This window comes from Arthrobacter sp. UM1 (assembly GCF_020483305.1).
In the GTDB taxonomy this organism is placed as follows: domain Bacteria; phylum Actinomycetota; class Actinomycetes; order Actinomycetales; family Micrococcaceae; genus Falsarthrobacter.
The window spans coordinates 377,825-393,930 of sequence record NZ_JACWAB010000001.1 but is presented as its reverse complement, the minus strand read 5'-3'; the positions used below and the strand labels follow the sequence as shown (position 1 = coordinate 393,930).

The following is a 16,106-nucleotide window of genomic DNA, read 5'->3' as shown; positions in this document are numbered from 1 at the left end:
GTCTTAACCTCGTTCCCAGTAAGACGGGCCGACGGGCTCGTGGAAGTCGGACTGGGCCACGAGGTAGCCGTCCGAATCGACCTCGATCGGAAGCTGCGGAAGGGCGTGGCCTGCCGGGCCGAAGATGACCTTGCACTCCTGGGTGAGGTCGAACGTCGACTGGTGGCAGGGGCACAGCAGGTGGTGCGTGTGCTGCTCGTAGAGGGCAACGGGGCAGCCGACGTGCGTGCAGATCTTGGAGTAGGCGACGATGCCGTCCACGTGCCAGTTCTCGCGACCGGGGGAGATGTGCATCTCGTCCGGGTCGAGGCGCATGAGGAGGACAACGGCCTTGGCCTTCTCGTTGAGCTTGTGCTCAGCGGACTCCAGGTTCTCGGGGATGACGTGGAACGCCGAGCCGAGCTGGACGTCCGCGGCGCGGATCGGGGTGCCGTCGGGATCGCGCACCAGCTTGACGCCCTTGTTCCAGAGCGTGTGGCGCAGCTGGTCGACGTCGATGTTCGGCGAGAGGTCGCGGAACATCGCGATGGCCGGAAGCGGCGCGAGGGCGCCGGCCGCGATGAGGCTGTTGCGGATGAGCGGACGGCGGGCGATGCCGGACTCGCCGATCACCTGGTCGATGATCGCGGAGGCGTCCTGGCGGTCCTGCTCGGGGCGGATCTCGTGACGGTCCTCGGCGATCTCGTGGTCCGGCATGAGCGTCTTCGCCCAGTGGACCACGCCGATGCCGATGCCGAACATGGCGAACGCCGTGCCGAGGCCGAGGAGGAGGTTCTGCGTGCGGACGCCTGCGATGTGGTTCTCCGCGCCGGGCTTCATCCAGAAGTACGCGAAGAAGAACAGGAGGGTGCCCAGGACGGACAAGCCGAACAGCAGGGCCACCTGGCGCTCCGCCGCCTTCGCGGCGTGCGGATCGGTGTCCGTGACGCGATCACCGTGAGGGGGAATTCCCGGATCCGCGAAGCGGTCCGCAGTGTCAGCCGTTCTGGACACTGCGTGGGAAGAGTCCTTATGCGAGCTCACGGTTCCTCCAATCCATGTTGTCGAGTTTGATTTTCACTTGTGCTACCTCAGATCGGGCCGAGCCCGTTCAAGCTTCTAGTGCGAGCGGGACGTCAGCCAGATGGTGAAGGCGATGACCACGCCGAGGCCGGCCGTCCAGATGAACAGGCCTTCGGACACCGGTCCGAGCGAGCCCAGCTTCGCTCCGCCCGGGGAGCCCTGCTCCTCGCTGGTCTTGAGGAAGGCGATGACCTTCTTCTTCTCCTCGGGGCTGAGGTTGGAGTCCGAGAAGACCGGCATGTTCTGCGGGCCCGTGACCATGGCCTCGTAGATGTGCTTCGAGGAGACGCCCTGGAGCGTCGGCGCGAACTTGCCGCGCGTCAGCGCGCCGCCTGCGGCCGCGGCGTTGTGGCACATGGCGCAGTTCGTGCGGAAGATCTGACCGCCCTCGGCGATGTCCTCGGAGGACATCTTGCTGTAGTCCAGCTGCTCGTTCGTCGGGACCGACGGGCCGGGGCCGAGCGAGGCGACGTAGGCGCCGAGCTGCTTGATCTGCTCGTCGTTGAACTGCGGCGGCTTGCGCATGGCCTGCGGGCCCTGCATCTGCATCGGCATGCGGCCGGAGCCGACCTGGAAGTCGACCGAAGCGGCGCCGACGCCGACGAGCGACGGACCCGACTTGGTGCCCTGTCCCTGGAGGCCGTGGCAGGTCGCGCAGTTGGCTGCGAACAGCTTCTGGCCCGACTCGACGTCGGAGGCGCTCGAGCTCGACTCGGCCTTCGCATCATTCGACTTCGTGGCGAACGCGTAGGTGCCGCCGGTGAGGACCAGAGCCAGGACCAGCAGCGCGAAGATCGCGAAGGGGTGGCGCCGGTTCAGTGAACGTGACTTCACGAGAGTTTCCTAACTATTGTTCGCGAGCCGAGCTCTACTTGAGGAAGTAGATGACGGAGAAGAGAGCGATCCAGACGACATCGACGAAGTGCCAGTAGTAGGACACGACGATGGCTGCCGTCGCCTCGAACTGGCCGAACCGCTTCGCGAGGTAAGCGCGGCCGATGATGAGGAGGAACGCGAGGAGTCCGCCGACCACGTGGAGGCCGTGGAAGCCCGTGGTCAGGTAGAAGACGGAGCCGTAGGCGTTCGTGGAGATCGACAGCTCTTCATGGTTGACCAGCGTGGCGAACTCGAAGGCCTGGACGCCCACGAAGATCGCGCCGAGCACGAAGGTCAGGTAGAACCACTCGATCATGCCCCACTTGCCGAAGGAGAAGATCCCTCCACGGCGGCGGGGCTGCATCTCCTCCGCGCGCCAGACGCCGAACTGGGCGGTGACCGAGCTCGACACGAGGATGATCGTGTTGACGAGCGCGTACGGCACGTTCAGCTTGGCCGCCTCCTCCGCCCATTCCTGGGGGAGCGCTGCGCGAAGCGAGAAGTACATGGCAAAGAGGCCCGCGAAGAACATGAGCTCGCTCGCCAGCCACACCATGGTTCCGATGGAGACCATGTTGGGCCGGTTGAGCGTCGCGCTGGTCGCGGGAGCTGGGGCATTGGTCGCAGATGTCACTCTGCCATTATGTCTAAAAATTCACTGTGAATCCCAACGCAACACGGTGTGAGCCACTGTCGGAGGGGCCAGAAGCCCGGAATCTCGCGGATCCGAGGCCGAAAAGATTTTCTACGCGCCGTAGTTATAGCCTTGAGTCGTGAACGCCGCAGCAGCTGAGACCACCTGGCCGTCCCTTCTCCGCCCCCTGCTCGCAGGGCACTCCCTGTCCTACGAGCAGTCGGTGTGGGCTATGGACTCGATCATGTCCGGCCTTGCGGGGGAGGCGCAGCTCGGAGCCCTGCTCATGGGCCTCGCCGCCAAGGGGGAGACGGTGGAGGAGGTCGCGGGCTTCTCCGACGCCATGCGACGCCATGCGCGTCCCCTGGGCGTCTCGGGGGAGAGCCTCGACATCGTCGGCACGGGCGGCGACCAGCTCAACACCGTCAACATCTCGACGATGTCGATGATCGCCGCCTCCGCGGCGGGCGCGCCCATCGTCAAGCACGGCAACCGCTCCGCCTCGTCGATGTCCGGCTCGGCGGACGTTCTCGAAGCCCTGGGCGTCAGCCTCGAGGCCCCGGCCTCAGACGTCGAGGGGATCTTCCGCGAGGTGGGCATCGCCTTCGTCTTCGCCCAGGTCTTCCATCCCTCGATGCGCTTCGCGGCCGCGGCGCGCAAGCAGATGGGGGTCCCGACGATCTTCAACGTGCTCGGCCCCCTCACCAACCCCGCGCATCCTGCGGCCTCGGCGATCGGCACCCCGAAGGAGACGACGGCGGAGCTCATCGCGGGCGTCTTGGCGCGCCGGGGGAGCCGCGGGCTCGTCTTCCGCGGGCAGGACGGCCTGGACGAGCTCACGGTGACCGCGCCCTCCACCGTCTGGGAGGTCCGGGACGGGGAGGTGCGCCGGTGCGAGGTGGAGCCGGCGCAGCTCGGGCTCGGCACGTGGACCATCGCCGACCTGACGGGCGGCGACGCGCGCCACAACGCGGACGTCGCGCGCCGGACTCTCGCGGGGGAGGAGGGTGCCCCGAAGGACGCGGTGCTGCTCAACGCGGCCGCGGGGCTCGTGGCCTTCGACGCCGCCGCGGACGGCTCGCTCGAATCCAGGCTCCGAGACAAGATCGAGCGGGTCCGCGAGGTGCTGGAGAACGGCCAGGCGATCGAGAAGCTCGAGGCCTGGGTGGAGTGCTCCCAGGCGGCGGCCCAGAGGGCGCAGCAGGCCTAGACGGCCCGGGGGAGCGATCGCCGTGCCCCCTCCGGGCCCGCGGCCTCAGTCTCCGAGGCCCAGGTCGTAGGCCTGGTCCAGGTCCGCGTCCGAGTACGTGCGGAACGCGATGTTCGTGCTCGTCTCGGCCACGCCCTGCACCTTGGAGAGACGGTCGGAGATGACGTCTGCAAGGGCCTCGTGCTCGGCGACGCGGACGATCGCGATGAGGTCCCATTCGCCGGTGACGGAGTAGACGGTCTCGACCTCGGGGAAGGCGGCGAGCTCCTGCGCGGTCTCCGGGATGAGAGACGTGTCGGTCTGGATGTGGACGATCGCGGTGATCATGCCTGTGGGTTCCTTTCTTCACGGCGGGCGAGGGCGCCCAGGACGGCGCGCGAGCCGAGGAGGACGAGGGCGAGGAAGACGCCCGCGACGATGATGAAGCTGACGGCCACGCCGCCGCCGGTCACCGCGCGCAGGGCCATGCCGAACGCGAGCGTTCCGAGCCAGACCGTGAGGCCGGCCGGAGCGAGCGCATGCGGCGCCCGCCAGGAGCGGCTCACGAGCCAGCCGAGCGCCAGCCCGGCGAGGAAGGGCCACGCAGTGGTCAGGATCCCGACGGGGTCTGGCGACTCCCCGTGGCTCGAGCGGCCGATGGCGGCGAAGGCGAGGACGAGGACGACGTCGAGGACAGCCTGGACGGCCCAGCGGCGCCGAGGCGCGGTGCTCATATGAGGACTCCCTGGGGTGAGATGCGTGCTCTCACATCTTAGGCTCATGCCCTGGAGCTGGGCGAGGCACAGTCTCTCCATAGGGGGAGTCGGCGAGAATGATGAGGTGACCTATTTGCGCAGAACCCTGGCCTGGCCCTTCTGGACCGGAGCGGCCCTCGTCCTCCTCGCCGTCGCCCTCGGCCTTGTGGTCCATGTGGGCCTCTCGACCCGTGAGGACACGGGCGTGCTCGACGAGTTCATCGAGCACCGGTCGGCCTGGATCACCAGCGCCGCCGTCGTCGTGACGAACATCTTCAGCCCCGTGGGGACGATCGTCCTGTCGGTGCTCATCGGCGGGCTGCTCTGGTGGCGCACCGGAACCTGGCGCTCGGCGGCGTACGTGCTCGGGGCGGTCGGGGGATCGGCTGCCGTCACGTTCCTGTTGAAGCTCCTGTTCAAGCGCGATCGTCCGCCGCTCACAGACCACCTGGTCACCGAGGTGGACTTCGGCTTTCCCTCGGGCCACACGACGGGCATCGCCTCGCTGGCGTTCTCGACGGCGGCGCTCGTCGTCGTCATGATCGTCCGGCGCCGCTGGAAGGCGCTGGTCTGGGCGTTCGCCGCGCTCATGATCGCCGTGGTCGCGGGCACGCGCCTGTACCTCGGCGTGCACTGGTTCACGGACACGCTCGCGGGAGCGATGGTGGGCGTCGGGTCGGCGCTGGCGTGGGGATCGGCGCTGCTCGGCCCGGACGCGATGACGGCGGCCCTCGGGAGAGGCCCCGCGCGGCGGACTGAACGCTAAGTTGACATAATGTATATTATCGGCGTTCTGGAGAAGGCTCAGGATTGGTCGAAGTCCACGTCCACGGACTCCGCCACGCGGGCCGTCTTTCCCTCGCCGGTCTGGAACCGCCAGCAGAGATTGAGATGTGCGACGACGTCCGCCACCGGCGGCGCGCCCCAGGCCGTCTTGTCGTTGGCCGTGTGCGCGTCCGCCACCAGGGTCACGTCGTAGCCGCGTGCGAACGCGCCGTGGATCGTCGAGCGGATGCAGGCGTCCGTCTCGGCGCCGACGACGACGAGCCGTCCCACGCCGAGCCCGCCCAGAACGCGAGCGAGCTCCGTGCCCTCGAACGCGTCGCCGTGGGTCTTCTCCACGATCTGCTCGTCAGAGCGCGGCCCGTCGATTCCGCCGTGGACGGCCCATCCCGCCGAGCCCCGCGCGAGCGATTCCTCGTCATGGTGCTGGACCCAGACGATGCTGACGTGCTCGGCGCGGGCGCGCTCGATGAGGTGGTTGATCCGCGCGATGACGTGGTCCCGCTCCCAGGCGTGCTCGAGCACTGCTTCCTGCACGTCGACGACGAGCAGTGCGGCGGCGTCAGAGGTTGACATAATCTTCTCCTTCGCGTGAGGACCCTCACCTCTAAGTTTAGGTTCCCTTAGGCTTGCGAGGTGTCCTTCTTCGCAGGCATCGGCCTTCTCGAGCGCGGCAGCGTCCGCTGTCCGCAGTGCAGCCCTTCGGCGCCGACTCCCCTGCACCCCAGGGACCGGTCCCTCGTCTGCCGAGCGGGACACCGGTTCGATGCGGCGCGCCAGGGGTACGTCAACCTCATGGTCGGCGCGGGCACGAGGTTCACGGCGGACACCGGCGAGATGATCGCGGCCCGTGAGCGGGTCCAGTCCTCGGGCCTCTACGCGCCCCTCAAAACCGCTCTCCACGAGCTTCTCCCCCACGGGCCTCTGCTCGATGCGGGATGCGGCACGGGCTACTACGCGCACGGGCTGGACAGCGAGTCCGTGCTCGCCCTGGACCTCTCCAAGCATGCGGTCCGCCGGGCTGCGAGGCTGCCCCGCACGCTCGCCCTCGTCTGGGACCTGTGGCGTCCGATTCCGCTGGCCGAGGACGCCGTGGCCGCCGTCCTCAACGTCTTCGCGCCGCACAACTTCCCCGAGTTCGCACGGGTGCTGGCGCCCGGCGGGAGCGTCGTCGTCGTGACCCCGGCCGAGGGGCACCTCGCGGAGGCGAGAGAGCTCGGGATCATGCTCGGCCAGGCCGGAGACAAGGCGGCCGCCCTCGATGCCGCCGCCGCGGAGACCGGTCTGAGACGGGACGGGCGCAGCGTGGTCGAGGCCCGGCTCGAGACCGAGCCGGGGGTCCTCGCGGATCTCGCGTTCATGGGGCCCGCGGGGCACCACAGCACGCGGGAGGAGATCCTGGCCCGGATCCTCGAGGCTCGGGGCGCGACACCCGGCGGTCCGCCGACAGCGGCCGTCACGGCCCGGTTCGAGATCAGCCGATACGGTCTCACGGGTTCCGCCGCGGGCGATCGACCCGCCAGCGGGCCGATGAGCCGGTAGACTAGGGGTTTTGGCAGTTCTTTCAGAGCCGCCGTCCGTGAATCGGAACGAAGAATTGAGGATGACGTGAGCGATCGCAGCCTGCGAGGAATGCGACTCGGGTCGCAGTCCATGGAGACTGAGGCCGGAGTCGAGCCGGCACCGCGGCAGCACATCGAGTACCGGACGGAAGACGGCGAGTCCTTCTTCGTGACGTTCTCCACCGAGGCGGAGGTCCCGTCCGTGTGGACCACCAAGACCGGCAAGGAAGCCGTCATCGTCAACGGCGCCAAGCCCGAGGAGACCAACGAGAAGCCGCAGCGCACGCACTGGGACATGCTCCTGGAGCGCCGCAGCATCGATGAGCTCGAGGTCATCCTCCAGGACCGTCTCACCGCCCTGCGCGAGCGTCGCGGACAGGCTGAGGCCGAGGCCAAGGCCGCCAAGAAGGCTCCGGCGTCCAAGGGCGCCAAGAAGAAGTAGCCGGCGCAGGTCAGCCGACCCAGGTCAGCCCGCCCGGACACGAGGAAGGGGCCGTCACCCGATCGGGTGACGGCCCCTTCGCTGTGTCAGGCTGCTGTGTCCGCTCACTGCGTCCGCCCGCCTTTCCGGCGGATGGACCCGCTATGGCCCTACCGGCGGCGGGCCTGGCGAACGCGCTCGGAGAGCCCCTGGCCGAGCCGCTTGGCCTGGCCGAGCCTCTCCCCTGCGCCCCAGCGCGTCACGTTCACCATGGCCTCGCGGACGATGTCTCCGCTCATCTTGCTCGTGCCGAGCTCCCGCTCGATGAACGTGATGGGAACCTCGACGATCTTCATGCCGAGCTTGTGCATCCGGAACGTCATGTCCACCTGGAAGCCGTAGCCGACCGACTCGATCTCGTCGAAGTCCAGGGCCTCGAGGGCGCGGCGGCGGTAGGCGCGGTAGCCGGCGGTGATGTCCCGCAGCGGCATGCCGAGCATCACGCGGGAGTAGAAGGAGCCGCCGCGCGAGATGAGCTTGCGCGAGAGCGGCCAGTTGACGATCTTGCCGCCCGGCACCCAGCGGGAGCCGATGGCGAGGTCCGCCCCGTCCTCCACCGCCTTGAGGAGGCGGGGAAGCTGCTCCGGCTGGTGGGAGCCGTCCGCGTCATGTTCGACGATGACGTCATAGCCGTTCTCCAGGGCGTAGCGGAAGCCGGCGATGTAGGCGGCGCCCAGGCCCTCTTTGCCCGCGCGGTGCATGACGTGGATGCGCTCGTCCCGCGAGGCCATGTCATCGGCCCACTCGCCGGTGCCGTCCGGGCTGGAATCGTCCACCACGAGGATGTCAGCCTCCGGGACGGCAGCGCGGAGGCGGGCGACGGTCCTGGGCAGGGACTCGATCTCGTTGTAGGTCGGGATAATCGTGAGAACTCGCACGGACAGCCTCTCACTCGCGCTCTGCGCGAGGGACGGGCGCCCCGGGGACGAGTGCGCCGCTTGCATTGCTCTGATCCATTCTAGGCGAGCTCGCCTGAATCGAAGATGGTGACACCGTCCGACACGGTCCGAAGTGCCCGGGGCATTGAGTCCGTGTCCAGGGCGGGGAGCATCGGAACGCGGGAGCGCGGGTCCGTGGACCACGCGCTCGCCGTCGGGTTGGGCGCCTGGATGGCGAGCTGCTCGATCTCCCAGACGGCGAACGAGGCCGGCGCGCCGGGGACGAGCTGGCCCTCGCCGTGCCGCGGGCCGCCGGAGGCGTGCCGGTTGAGCGCGCGCCACGCCCCTCGGGTGTGGGCGTTGAACGCGGCCCGCGCCGTGACGGACTCGGCCGGGTTGGAATGGTCCATGGCGGCCTTGACCTGGCCCCAGGGGTCCGGAGCCAGGACCGGGGCGTCGGAGCCGAACGCCATCGGGACGCCGAGCCGGGACATGGAGGCGAACCGGTTCATCGTGAGCCTCCGGTCCCCGAGGCGCTGGTCGTAGAGCTCGCCGGGCCGGCCCCAGGCTGCGTCGAATCCGGGCTGGGCCGAGGACGTGAGGAAGAGGGCGAGCATGCGGGCGAGCGCGTCGTCGTCGGTCATCTCCGCGTGCTCCAGGCGGTGGCCGCGCGCGGCGAACGCCCTCTGGCCGACGATCTCCACGGCGAGCTGGGCGCCCTCGAGGACGATGTCCATGCCGCGCTCGCCGATGACGTGGAATCCGCCCTGGAGCCGGGCCCGGGTCGTGGCGACGAAGTGGTCCCGGACCTGCTCCGGCGTGAGGTAGGCGATGCCGTTGTCCTCGCCGTCCAGGTAGGGCGCGCGCAGCGCGGCCGTCCGCGAGCCGATGGAGCCGTCCACGTTGAGGTCCCCTGCGAGGCCGAGGACCCACGGCTCGACCCCCTCGATCCCGAGCCGCGCGTGGAGCTCGCCGACGATCCGCCGCGCGTCCTCCTCGCGGTCCACGAGCTCGCCCCAGAGCGCGAAGAGCGCCGGAGCGGGCGTCTCGAGCGAGGCGCGCTTGAGGCTGACGGCGTCCTGCTCTCCGCCGAGGTGCGGCGCGGCGTTCTCGACGACGGCGACGTGGCCGGTCCGGGCGAACTCGGCGAGGCCGAGGCGGGCGGCCTCGGCGGACTCGGACTCGCTCAGGGCGTTGAACGTGCGGGCCATCTCGGTGCGGGCGGCGCCGTCGACGACGCCCGGCTCGTCGGGGCCGGACTGCGGCAGCTCCATGCGGGCGCGGTCGTAGGAGGCTCGGGTGACGAGCGCCGAGTGGGAGTCCACGCGGGGCGCGTAGAGGCAGCGCCCTTCCACGGCGCGCTCGAGCTCGGAGAAAGTGGGGAGCGCAGGGTCGGTCCAGAGGGTCTCATCCCAGCCGAAGCCGCGGACGGTCTCGTCCGGTCCGCTCGCGGCGGCCCGCTCCGCCAGGCGGTCCAGGACGTCCACGGCGTGCCGGCAGTCCCGCAGATCCACCTCCACGGCCGTCCGCCCGACGCCGATGGCGTGGGCGTGGGAGTCCACGAAGCCCGGGGCGACGAAAGCGCCCTCGAGGTCCACACGCCGGGCGCCCTCGGGCACGATCCCGGAGCGGGCGTCCCCCACCCACTCGACGAGACCGTCCGTGACGAGCATGGCGCTCGCGCCCGGGTCTGCCGTCGAGTGGATCGCTCCGTTGGTGTAGAGGGTGCTCGTCACGTTCTTCCTTCGTCGAATGGGCGTCCGGACCACCTTACGACGAGGCGACGACTCCCCTGCGGATTGCGTCCACGGCCTCCTCGGCCGTGGCCCTGACGTCCTGGGACCGCGAGGCCGCGCGGATCTGGTCCAGGGAGTCGATGACCTGCTTGGCCCACCGGACGAAGTCGCCCGCGGAGAGGTCCGAGCCCTCGAGGCTGCGCTTGAGGGTGTCCCCCTGGGACCAGCGGTAGACGGCGCGCGCGAGGCCCGGGTCCGGATCCGACATCTGCGGAACGCGGGCGCGCTCCTCCTCGTCCGTGACCCGGGACCAGATGCCGACGAGGGCGCCGTAACGCTCCTGCAGGGCGTGCGTCGGAAGGACCGGGCGCCCCGGGGGCGCCTCCCGCTTCCCGTGGTAGACGAGCGTGGAGACGAGCGCCGCGAGCTCGCCCGGCGCCAGCGCCTCGAACTGGTCCGCGTTGAGCATCTGCGCCGTGAGCAGGTCCCGCTCTCCGTAGATCCGCCGCAGCGTGTCCCCGGCCTCCGTGACCTCCGCCTCCGGGGTCAGGTAGCCCGTGGACATGAGCACCTCGCAGACACGGTCGAACTGGCGCGCGATCGTGTTGGTGCGGCCGCTGATCTTGGAGCGCAGCGCCTCGGTCTCTCTCTGCAGCTTGAGGTACCGCTCGCCCCACCGCGCGTGCTCCTCGCGCTCCGGGCAGCGGTGGACGGGGTGCTGGCGCAGGCGCGAGCGGAGGTCCGCCACGTCCGCGCCGGCTTCCGCATCCTGCGCGGTGGCGAACTGAGGCCTGCGCGGCGGCGCCGGCTCCGCCCGGGCCAGGGCGTCCTTGAGGGCCGCCACGAGGTCGCGGCGCTCCTTCGGGGAGCGCCCCGTGAAGCGCTTGGGGATCCGCATCCTCGTGAGCACGTCGACCGGCTCTGCGAGATCGTCGACGCCGATGCGGCGGATGGTCCTCTGCAGGGTGAGGAGGGTGGGACGAGGGCTGAGGCTCTGCGCGTCCACGTCGATGATGACGCCCTTGCCCTTGAGGCGGCCGCTCGGAACGCTCACCACGTCTCCGAGGGTCAGGGACTCGAGCGAGGCCGCGACCGCGCTCTTCATCTGCCGGCGCGAGCTGCGCTTGGCCTTCTTCTCCGCGTCCGAGAGGTCCCGGCGGATCTGCATGTACTCGCGGACATCGCCCTTCTCGCACGTCATGGCCTCGGTGAAGCCGTCGAGCGCCCTCTCTCGCTCGCGCACCTGCCGCGCGAGCCCGACGACGCCGCGGTCCGCCTGGAACTGGGCGAAGGAGGACTCGAGAATGCTGCGCGCACGGTCCCGGCCGAACTGGGCCACGAGGTTGATGCTCATGTTGTACGTGGGCGCGAAGCTCGAGTTGAGCGGATAGGTGCGCGTCGAGGCGAGGTCGGCGATCTGGGCCGGGTCCGCGTCCCGGTCCCAGACGACGACGGCGTGGCCTTCGACGTCGATCCCGCGGCGGCCGGCCCGGCCGGTGAGCTGCGTGTACTCCCCCGGCGTGACCGCCACGTGGGACTCGCCGTTGAACTTGTCCAGCTTCTCCAGCACGACGCTGCGGGCCGGCATGTTCACCCCGAGGGCCAGCGTCTCCGTGGCGAAGACCACCTTGATGAGGTTGCCGGCGAAGAGCAGCTCCACGGCCTCCTTGAAGACGGGGAGCAGGCCGGCGTGGTGGGCGCCGTAGCCCTTCATGAGCCCCTCGCGCCAGGACCAGAACCCGATGACGTCGAGGTCCTCGGTGGCCACGTGGCTGGCCGCCTGGTCGATGACCCGCTGGATCTCGCGGCGCTCTTCCTTGGTGGTGAGCACGTGGCCGTGCTCGACGCACTGCCGGACCGCCTGCTCGCAGCCCTTGCGGGAGAAGATGAAGACGATCGCCGGCAGGAGCCCCTGCTCTTCGAGACTCGAGATCATGCGGGGGCGGGACACCTTGCCCGACCCGCCGTGACGCTGCGGCGGGCGGCCGCGGTGACCGCGCCGGCCTCCCCCGCGTCCCCGTCCGCCGTGGCCGAACGAGGCGGGCGAGGAGCGCTTCGCCAGCTGGACGAGCTCGGGGTTCACCACGGGCGTGCGCGCCGCATGCGAGACCTCGTCGAAGGAGACCTGCTCCTCGAACAGGTCCACGAGGCGGTCCCGGACGAGCACGTGCTGGGTGAGCGGGACCGGGCGGTGCTCGGAGACGATGACGTCCGTCTCGCCGCGCACGGTGCCGAGCCAGGCGCCGAACTCCTCCGCGTTGGAGACCGTGGCCGAGAGGGACACCACGCTCACGGACTCCGGGAGGTGGATGATGACCTCCTCCCAGACGGCGCCGCGGAAGCGGTCGGCAAGATAGTGGACCTCGTCCATGACCACGAACCCGAGCCGTTCCAGAGTGCTCGAGCCCGCGTACAGCATGTTGCGCAGCACCTCGGTGGTCATGACGACGACGTCGGCCTCGCCGTTGATCGACGTGTCCCCCGTGAGGAGCCCCACCCGGTTCGCGCCGAGCTCGTCCGAGAGCTCCTGGAACTTCTGGTTGCTGAGCGCCTTGATGGGCGTGGTGTAGAAGGCCTTCTTGCCCTGGGCCAGGGCGAGGTGGATGGCGAACTCGCCCACGACGGTCTTGCCTGCCCCGGTGGGGGCGGCGACCAGCACTCCCCTGCCCTGCTCGATGCTCTTGCACGCCTCGATCTGAAAGCTGTCCAGCGGGAAGTCCTGCTGAGCGCGGAAGCGGCTCAGCTCGGTGCGGGCCTCAGCGTGGCGCTCCTTCATCTGGTGGTATCGCTCGGCTGGGCTGGTCATGTTCCCCACGATACACAGCGGGAGGACGCCGAAACGGCCCGAGCCGAGAGGCTCGGGCCGTGGTTCGCGGCGGGAGGAATCAGAGGAATCCGGGGTGGCAGGCAGCAGACCTCACGCTTCCCGAGAGGGCTCTCCGGCGCGAGCGGGTCAGATGTCCGAGAGCGCTCTCACCGTGTCCGGTGCCGGCCGGGCCGCCTCCCGCTTGGCGCGGCGGCGGTCATTGACGAGGCAGATGCCCACGGCCAGGAAGAAGAGAAGCAGCATCGGGGCGGCCAGGGCGAACATCGGGAAGAGGTCCGGGCCCGGGGCGGCCATCGCGGCGAAGGCCATGCACGCGAAGACCACGATGCGCCACGCCTTGACGACACGGCGGCCGGAGATGAAGCCGAGCATGTTGGCGCCGACGAGCCCCAGCGGCACCAGGAAGGAGACGCCGAAGGCGAGGTGGAGCCGCACCACGAACTGGATGAACTCGGACGCCGAGAGGAGGTTGGTGGCTCCGGAGGGGGTGAAGGCGAACAGCGCCTTGAGCGCGTGGGGATAGATGAGCCACGCGATGTAGACGCCCCCGAGGAAGAGCGGGACGGCCGCGAAGAGGAAGCCGAGCGAGTACCGCCGCTCCTTCTTGGTCAGCCCCGGCTGGAGGTACGCCCAGATCTGGTAGAGCCAGAACGGCGAGGACAGCACCACGCCGATGCCGATGGATCCCTGCAGGAACTGGTCGAAGCTCTGTGTAGGGGTGCCGAAGTTGATGTTTCCGTGTCCGCGGGCCGCGGCCTGGACCGGCCGCTGGATGAGCTCGTAGACGGGCTTCCACAGGAAGGCTCCCGCGATGGACCCGGCGATGACGAAGCCGAGCGCGATGAAGAGCCTGTTGCGGGCTTCCTTCAGATGCTCGCCGAGGGACATGTGCCCCTCGGGGTTGTGCTTACGATGAGCGCGAGCCATCGAGGCTACTTGCGGTCACCGTCGACAACGCGGCCCGTCACCGTGCCGTCCTCCGAGTGGCTCCCGTCCCGCTTGTCCTTCTCATCCCCGTTCTCGTCCTTCATCTGGCGGACCTCGGACCGGAACACGCGCATCGACTCGCCGAGGTTCCGGGCGATCTGCGGCAGCTTCGGAGCAGCGAAGAGCAGCAGCGCGACGACGACGATTGCGGCGATGTGGGTTGGCTGAATGGCGCCCATGAGTGGAGTCCTTTCGGAAGCAGAGTGCTCAGACGATTCTACGCGTCCCGGCTTGGGTTTTCCTGACGGCCTGTGCACTGGCGAGCACCTCGGCGGCCAGCTCTCCTCCCTCCGCCACGGCGATCTGGCCGGCGGCGGAGAGCACCTCGCGGACGAAGGGCCCGCGGAACACCTTGACGGTTCCGAGCAGCCGGCCGTCCTCGGCCGGACGCACCCGGACCGCGTCGAAGTCCTGGAGCAGCGCCCGCGCGGACCCGTGAGGGCCCGACTTCGCCGCGATCCGAACAGAGGGCGCGCTCTGGCGCCGGGTCCCCCAGCGGGGCGGCTCGATCTCGAGGCGCGCGGGCGGAAACGAGGCGTCCGAGTCGGCAGAAGGGGGCTCGCCCGGCCCACCGTCACGCGGTTCCACGGCGGAGATTCCCCAGCACCGCTCCAGAGCGAAGTGCTTGGCCCGCGAGGAGCCCTCCTCAAGGCCCACGAGGTAGGCCCGGCGGCCGGACTCGAGCAGCCTGACCGGCCGGACGCGCCGTCTGCGCGTGTCCGCCTCCGTGTCCTTGAGGTACTCGAACTCGAGAAGCCGCCCCTCGAGCAGCGCTTCGACGACGACGGCGGCCGGCCCGGAATCGGCATGACCTCGCCGGCTTCCCGCCGTGAGGAGGGCCGTGGCGAGCTCCGGGCGCTCCGCTGCCGCGAGGAGCTTGAGCTGCGCACCGGCGAGCGCATCGTGGGCGGCCGTTCCGCCGTCGACGTCGCGCAGAAGGGCCCCGAGAGCCGAGATGAGCGGGATGAGCTCGCGCAGGGGCGGAGCGGGGACGCCCGCTGCATCGGGAACGGAGGCGAAGAAGACGTGCTCCTCGTCCTCGGACACGCTGACCTCGCACCATTGGGAGGACGGACCCGCCGCCAGGGAGAGCGCCCAGGCGTCCTCGAGGACGGTCTCGGGCTCGGAGGCCGTGGCCTCGGCGAGCTCGCGGACCGAGCCGCCTCCACGGGCCTCGAGGGCGGTGAGCAGCGCCAGGCAGCGGGAGATGCGGTCCTGGGCGGTGGTCTTCACCCGGGACCCGCGGGCGTCCTCCGCCTCGCGGGGCTGCTCGGCGTCCGGACGGTGATCGCGTTCGAGCGCGTCCAGCGCGTCCTCGAGATCCGCCGCCAGGTCGGGCGGTCCGAGGACGGCGGCTTCCCCGGAGGCGGCGAGCACGGCGGAGAGGACGGTGTCCCGTCTGCGCCCCTCGACCCTGAGCGCTGTCCAGTCCTCGCCGAGGGCCGCACGGCAGTCCGCCGTCGCAGGCCCGTCCGGGCTGCCTGCCGCGCGGAGCACGGGCGCGTGGCCTGCCCTCACGGCCACGAGGATCTCGTCCCGGGGACTCTCCGGAATGCTCGCGCAGAGCTCGCGGACGGCGGCAGCCCGCTCGGCCGGGGTGAACGGATCGGGGGCGAGGCGATCCGCGGAGGCGATCGGCTCGACGTCAGCCATCCTGTCGAGACGGAAGACCCGAGGCTCGCCGCGGCGGAGGTCGAAGGCCGTGGCGTACCACTCGCCCGCATGCACGTAGACGGTCCAGGGCCACGCCGCCCGGGCAGAGCGCTCGCCGCGGGCGTTGGCGTACCGGAAGGAGACGGCGCCCTGGTCCGCGATGGCGGAGCACCACACGTCGAGCCAGTCCGAGTCGTCGGGCAGCAGGGGCCTCCAGGCCTCAAGGGGCGCCGCAGCGCTCGCGTCCGGGCTGTGGGGATCCGGTGCGTCCGCGCCGGCTGCGCCCAGACGCTGCGCGGCGAGCTGGGCGGCCCGGCCCACGCTCGAGCCGGAGAGGGACAGGGCGGCGAGGCCGAGCGCGCTCCGCTCCGCGGCCGAGAGGCGCGGCGCCTGCGCCCGGGGCCGGAGGCGGTACCGGTAGTCGGCCCGCGAGAAGTCCCCGGGCTCGAACGCCACACCGGCGGACTCGAGGGCCGCTCGGTCCCGTTGGAAGGTCTTGCGGCTGCTCTCCCGGTGCTCGTATCCCTCCACCGAGGAGGCGATCTCCGGCCAGGTCAGCCCGAGCTCCGAGGCGCTGAGCGCCGTCCAGAGCGCGAGGCAGCGCTCCACGGCGCGGTCGAGCCGAGTCGGACCGCTCGGAGAGGGGGCAGAGCTCATGGTTCCAGGGTATAGAACGCCCCGCG

The 16,106-nt window shown here is 70.2% G+C and carries 16 protein-coding genes; 4 read left to right on the top strand and 12 right to left on the bottom strand.

All coding sequences use genetic code 11. From position 1 onward, the window contains the following. Window positions 1-3: 3 nt before the first annotated feature. The 3 genes from H9I38_RS01860 to H9I38_RS01850 form a co-directional block, all read right to left on the bottom strand. Window positions 4-1,023 (bottom strand): Rieske 2Fe-2S domain-containing protein, encoded by a 1,020-nt coding sequence (locus H9I38_RS01860; protein WP_413463500.1) that lies wholly within the window; start codon window positions 1,021-1,023, stop codon window positions 4-6. Between the two features lie 75 nt (window positions 1,024-1,098). Beyond that, window positions 1,099-1,896: a c-type cytochrome gene (locus tag H9I38_RS01855; RefSeq protein WP_226336920.1), complete on the bottom strand. Its 798-nt coding sequence runs from the start codon at window positions 1,894-1,896 to the stop codon at window positions 1,099-1,101. 34 nt (window positions 1,897-1,930) lie between these two features. Then, the gene (locus H9I38_RS01850) at window positions 1,931-2,572 is read right to left on the bottom strand and encodes a heme-copper oxidase subunit III (protein ID WP_226336919.1); all 642 of its coding nucleotides are present in this window, start codon (window positions 2,570-2,572) and stop codon (window positions 1,931-1,933) included. Window positions 2,573-2,711: 139 nt separating this feature from the next. Here H9I38_RS01850 and trpD point away from each other — a divergent pair, with 139 nt between their 5' ends. After that, the gene (gene trpD / locus H9I38_RS01845) at window positions 2,712-3,782 is read left to right on the top strand and encodes an anthranilate phosphoribosyltransferase (protein ID WP_226336918.1); all 1,071 of its coding nucleotides are present in this window, start codon (window positions 2,712-2,714) and stop codon (window positions 3,780-3,782) included. Window positions 3,783-3,827: 45 nt separating this feature from the next. Here trpD and H9I38_RS01840 read toward each other — a convergent pair whose 3' ends face one another. Further along, window positions 3,828-4,109: an Lrp/AsnC family transcriptional regulator gene (locus tag H9I38_RS01840; protein ID WP_226336917.1), complete on the bottom strand. Its 282-nt coding sequence runs from the start codon at window positions 4,107-4,109 to the stop codon at window positions 3,828-3,830. After that, window positions 4,106-4,495, bottom strand: coding sequence for a DUF3054 domain-containing protein (locus H9I38_RS01835; RefSeq protein WP_226336916.1), 390 nt, complete (start codon window positions 4,493-4,495; stop codon window positions 4,106-4,108). The genes H9I38_RS01840 and H9I38_RS01835 overlap by 4 nt, the downstream gene beginning before the upstream one ends. A gap of 106 nt (window positions 4,496-4,601) precedes the next feature. Here H9I38_RS01835 and H9I38_RS01830 point away from each other — a divergent pair, with 106 nt between their 5' ends. Further along, window positions 4,602-5,282 carry a phosphatase PAP2 family protein gene (locus tag H9I38_RS01830; RefSeq protein ID WP_226336915.1) on the top strand — a complete coding sequence of 227 codons (681 nt, stop codon included), beginning with the start codon at window positions 4,602-4,604 and terminating at the stop codon, window positions 5,280-5,282. A gap of 38 nt (window positions 5,283-5,320) precedes the next feature. On the opposite strand, the gene H9I38_RS01825 is transcribed toward H9I38_RS01830, so the two are convergent. Continuing rightward, window positions 5,321-5,875, bottom strand: coding sequence for an isochorismatase family protein (locus H9I38_RS01825; protein ID WP_226336914.1), 555 nt, complete (start codon window positions 5,873-5,875; stop codon window positions 5,321-5,323). 60 nt (window positions 5,876-5,935) lie between these two features. Between H9I38_RS01825 and H9I38_RS01820 the strand changes: the two genes are divergently transcribed. Beyond that, window positions 5,936-6,841: a putative RNA methyltransferase gene (locus tag H9I38_RS01820; protein WP_226336913.1), complete on the top strand. Its 906-nt coding sequence runs from the start codon at window positions 5,936-5,938 to the stop codon at window positions 6,839-6,841. A gap of 66 nt (window positions 6,842-6,907) precedes the next feature. After that, window positions 6,908-7,303 carry an RNA polymerase-binding protein RbpA gene (locus H9I38_RS01815; RefSeq protein ID WP_226336912.1) on the top strand — a complete coding sequence of 132 codons (396 nt, stop codon included), beginning with the start codon at window positions 6,908-6,910 and terminating at the stop codon, window positions 7,301-7,303. A 149-nt stretch (window positions 7,304-7,452) separates the two neighbouring features. Here the strand turns inward: H9I38_RS01815 and H9I38_RS01810 are convergent, their stop codons facing one another. From H9I38_RS01810 to H9I38_RS01785, 6 genes are all read right to left on the bottom strand, one after another. Next, a complete protein-coding gene (locus H9I38_RS01810) occupies window positions 7,453-8,220 on the bottom strand; it encodes a polyprenol monophosphomannose synthase (protein ID WP_226336911.1) in 768 nt (255 codons plus the stop codon). Window positions 8,221-8,300: 80 nt separating this feature from the next. Continuing rightward, a complete protein-coding gene (locus H9I38_RS01805) occupies window positions 8,301-9,956 on the bottom strand; it encodes an amidohydrolase (protein WP_226336910.1) in 1,656 nt (551 codons plus the stop codon). A 34-nt stretch (window positions 9,957-9,990) separates the two neighbouring features. Further along, window positions 9,991-12,762, bottom strand: a complete 2,772-nt coding sequence (locus tag H9I38_RS01800) for a DEAD/DEAH box helicase (protein WP_226336909.1) — start codon at window positions 12,760-12,762, stop codon at window positions 9,991-9,993. A gap of 147 nt (window positions 12,763-12,909) precedes the next feature. After that, on the bottom strand, window positions 12,910-13,710 hold the full coding sequence (tatC, locus tag H9I38_RS01795; protein ID WP_226336908.1) for a twin-arginine translocase subunit TatC: 801 nt from the start codon (window positions 13,708-13,710) through the stop codon (window positions 12,910-12,912). A 5-nt stretch (window positions 13,711-13,715) separates the two neighbouring features. Beyond that, entirely contained in the window at window positions 13,716-13,949 is a 234-nt protein-coding gene (gene tatA / locus H9I38_RS01790; RefSeq protein WP_226336907.1) for a Sec-independent protein translocase subunit TatA, read from the bottom strand. A gap of 28 nt (window positions 13,950-13,977) precedes the next feature. After that, window positions 13,978-16,080, bottom strand: coding sequence for a WYL domain-containing protein (locus H9I38_RS01785; RefSeq protein ID WP_226336906.1), 2,103 nt, complete (start codon window positions 16,078-16,080; stop codon window positions 13,978-13,980). Window positions 16,081-16,106: the final 26 nt, after the last annotated feature.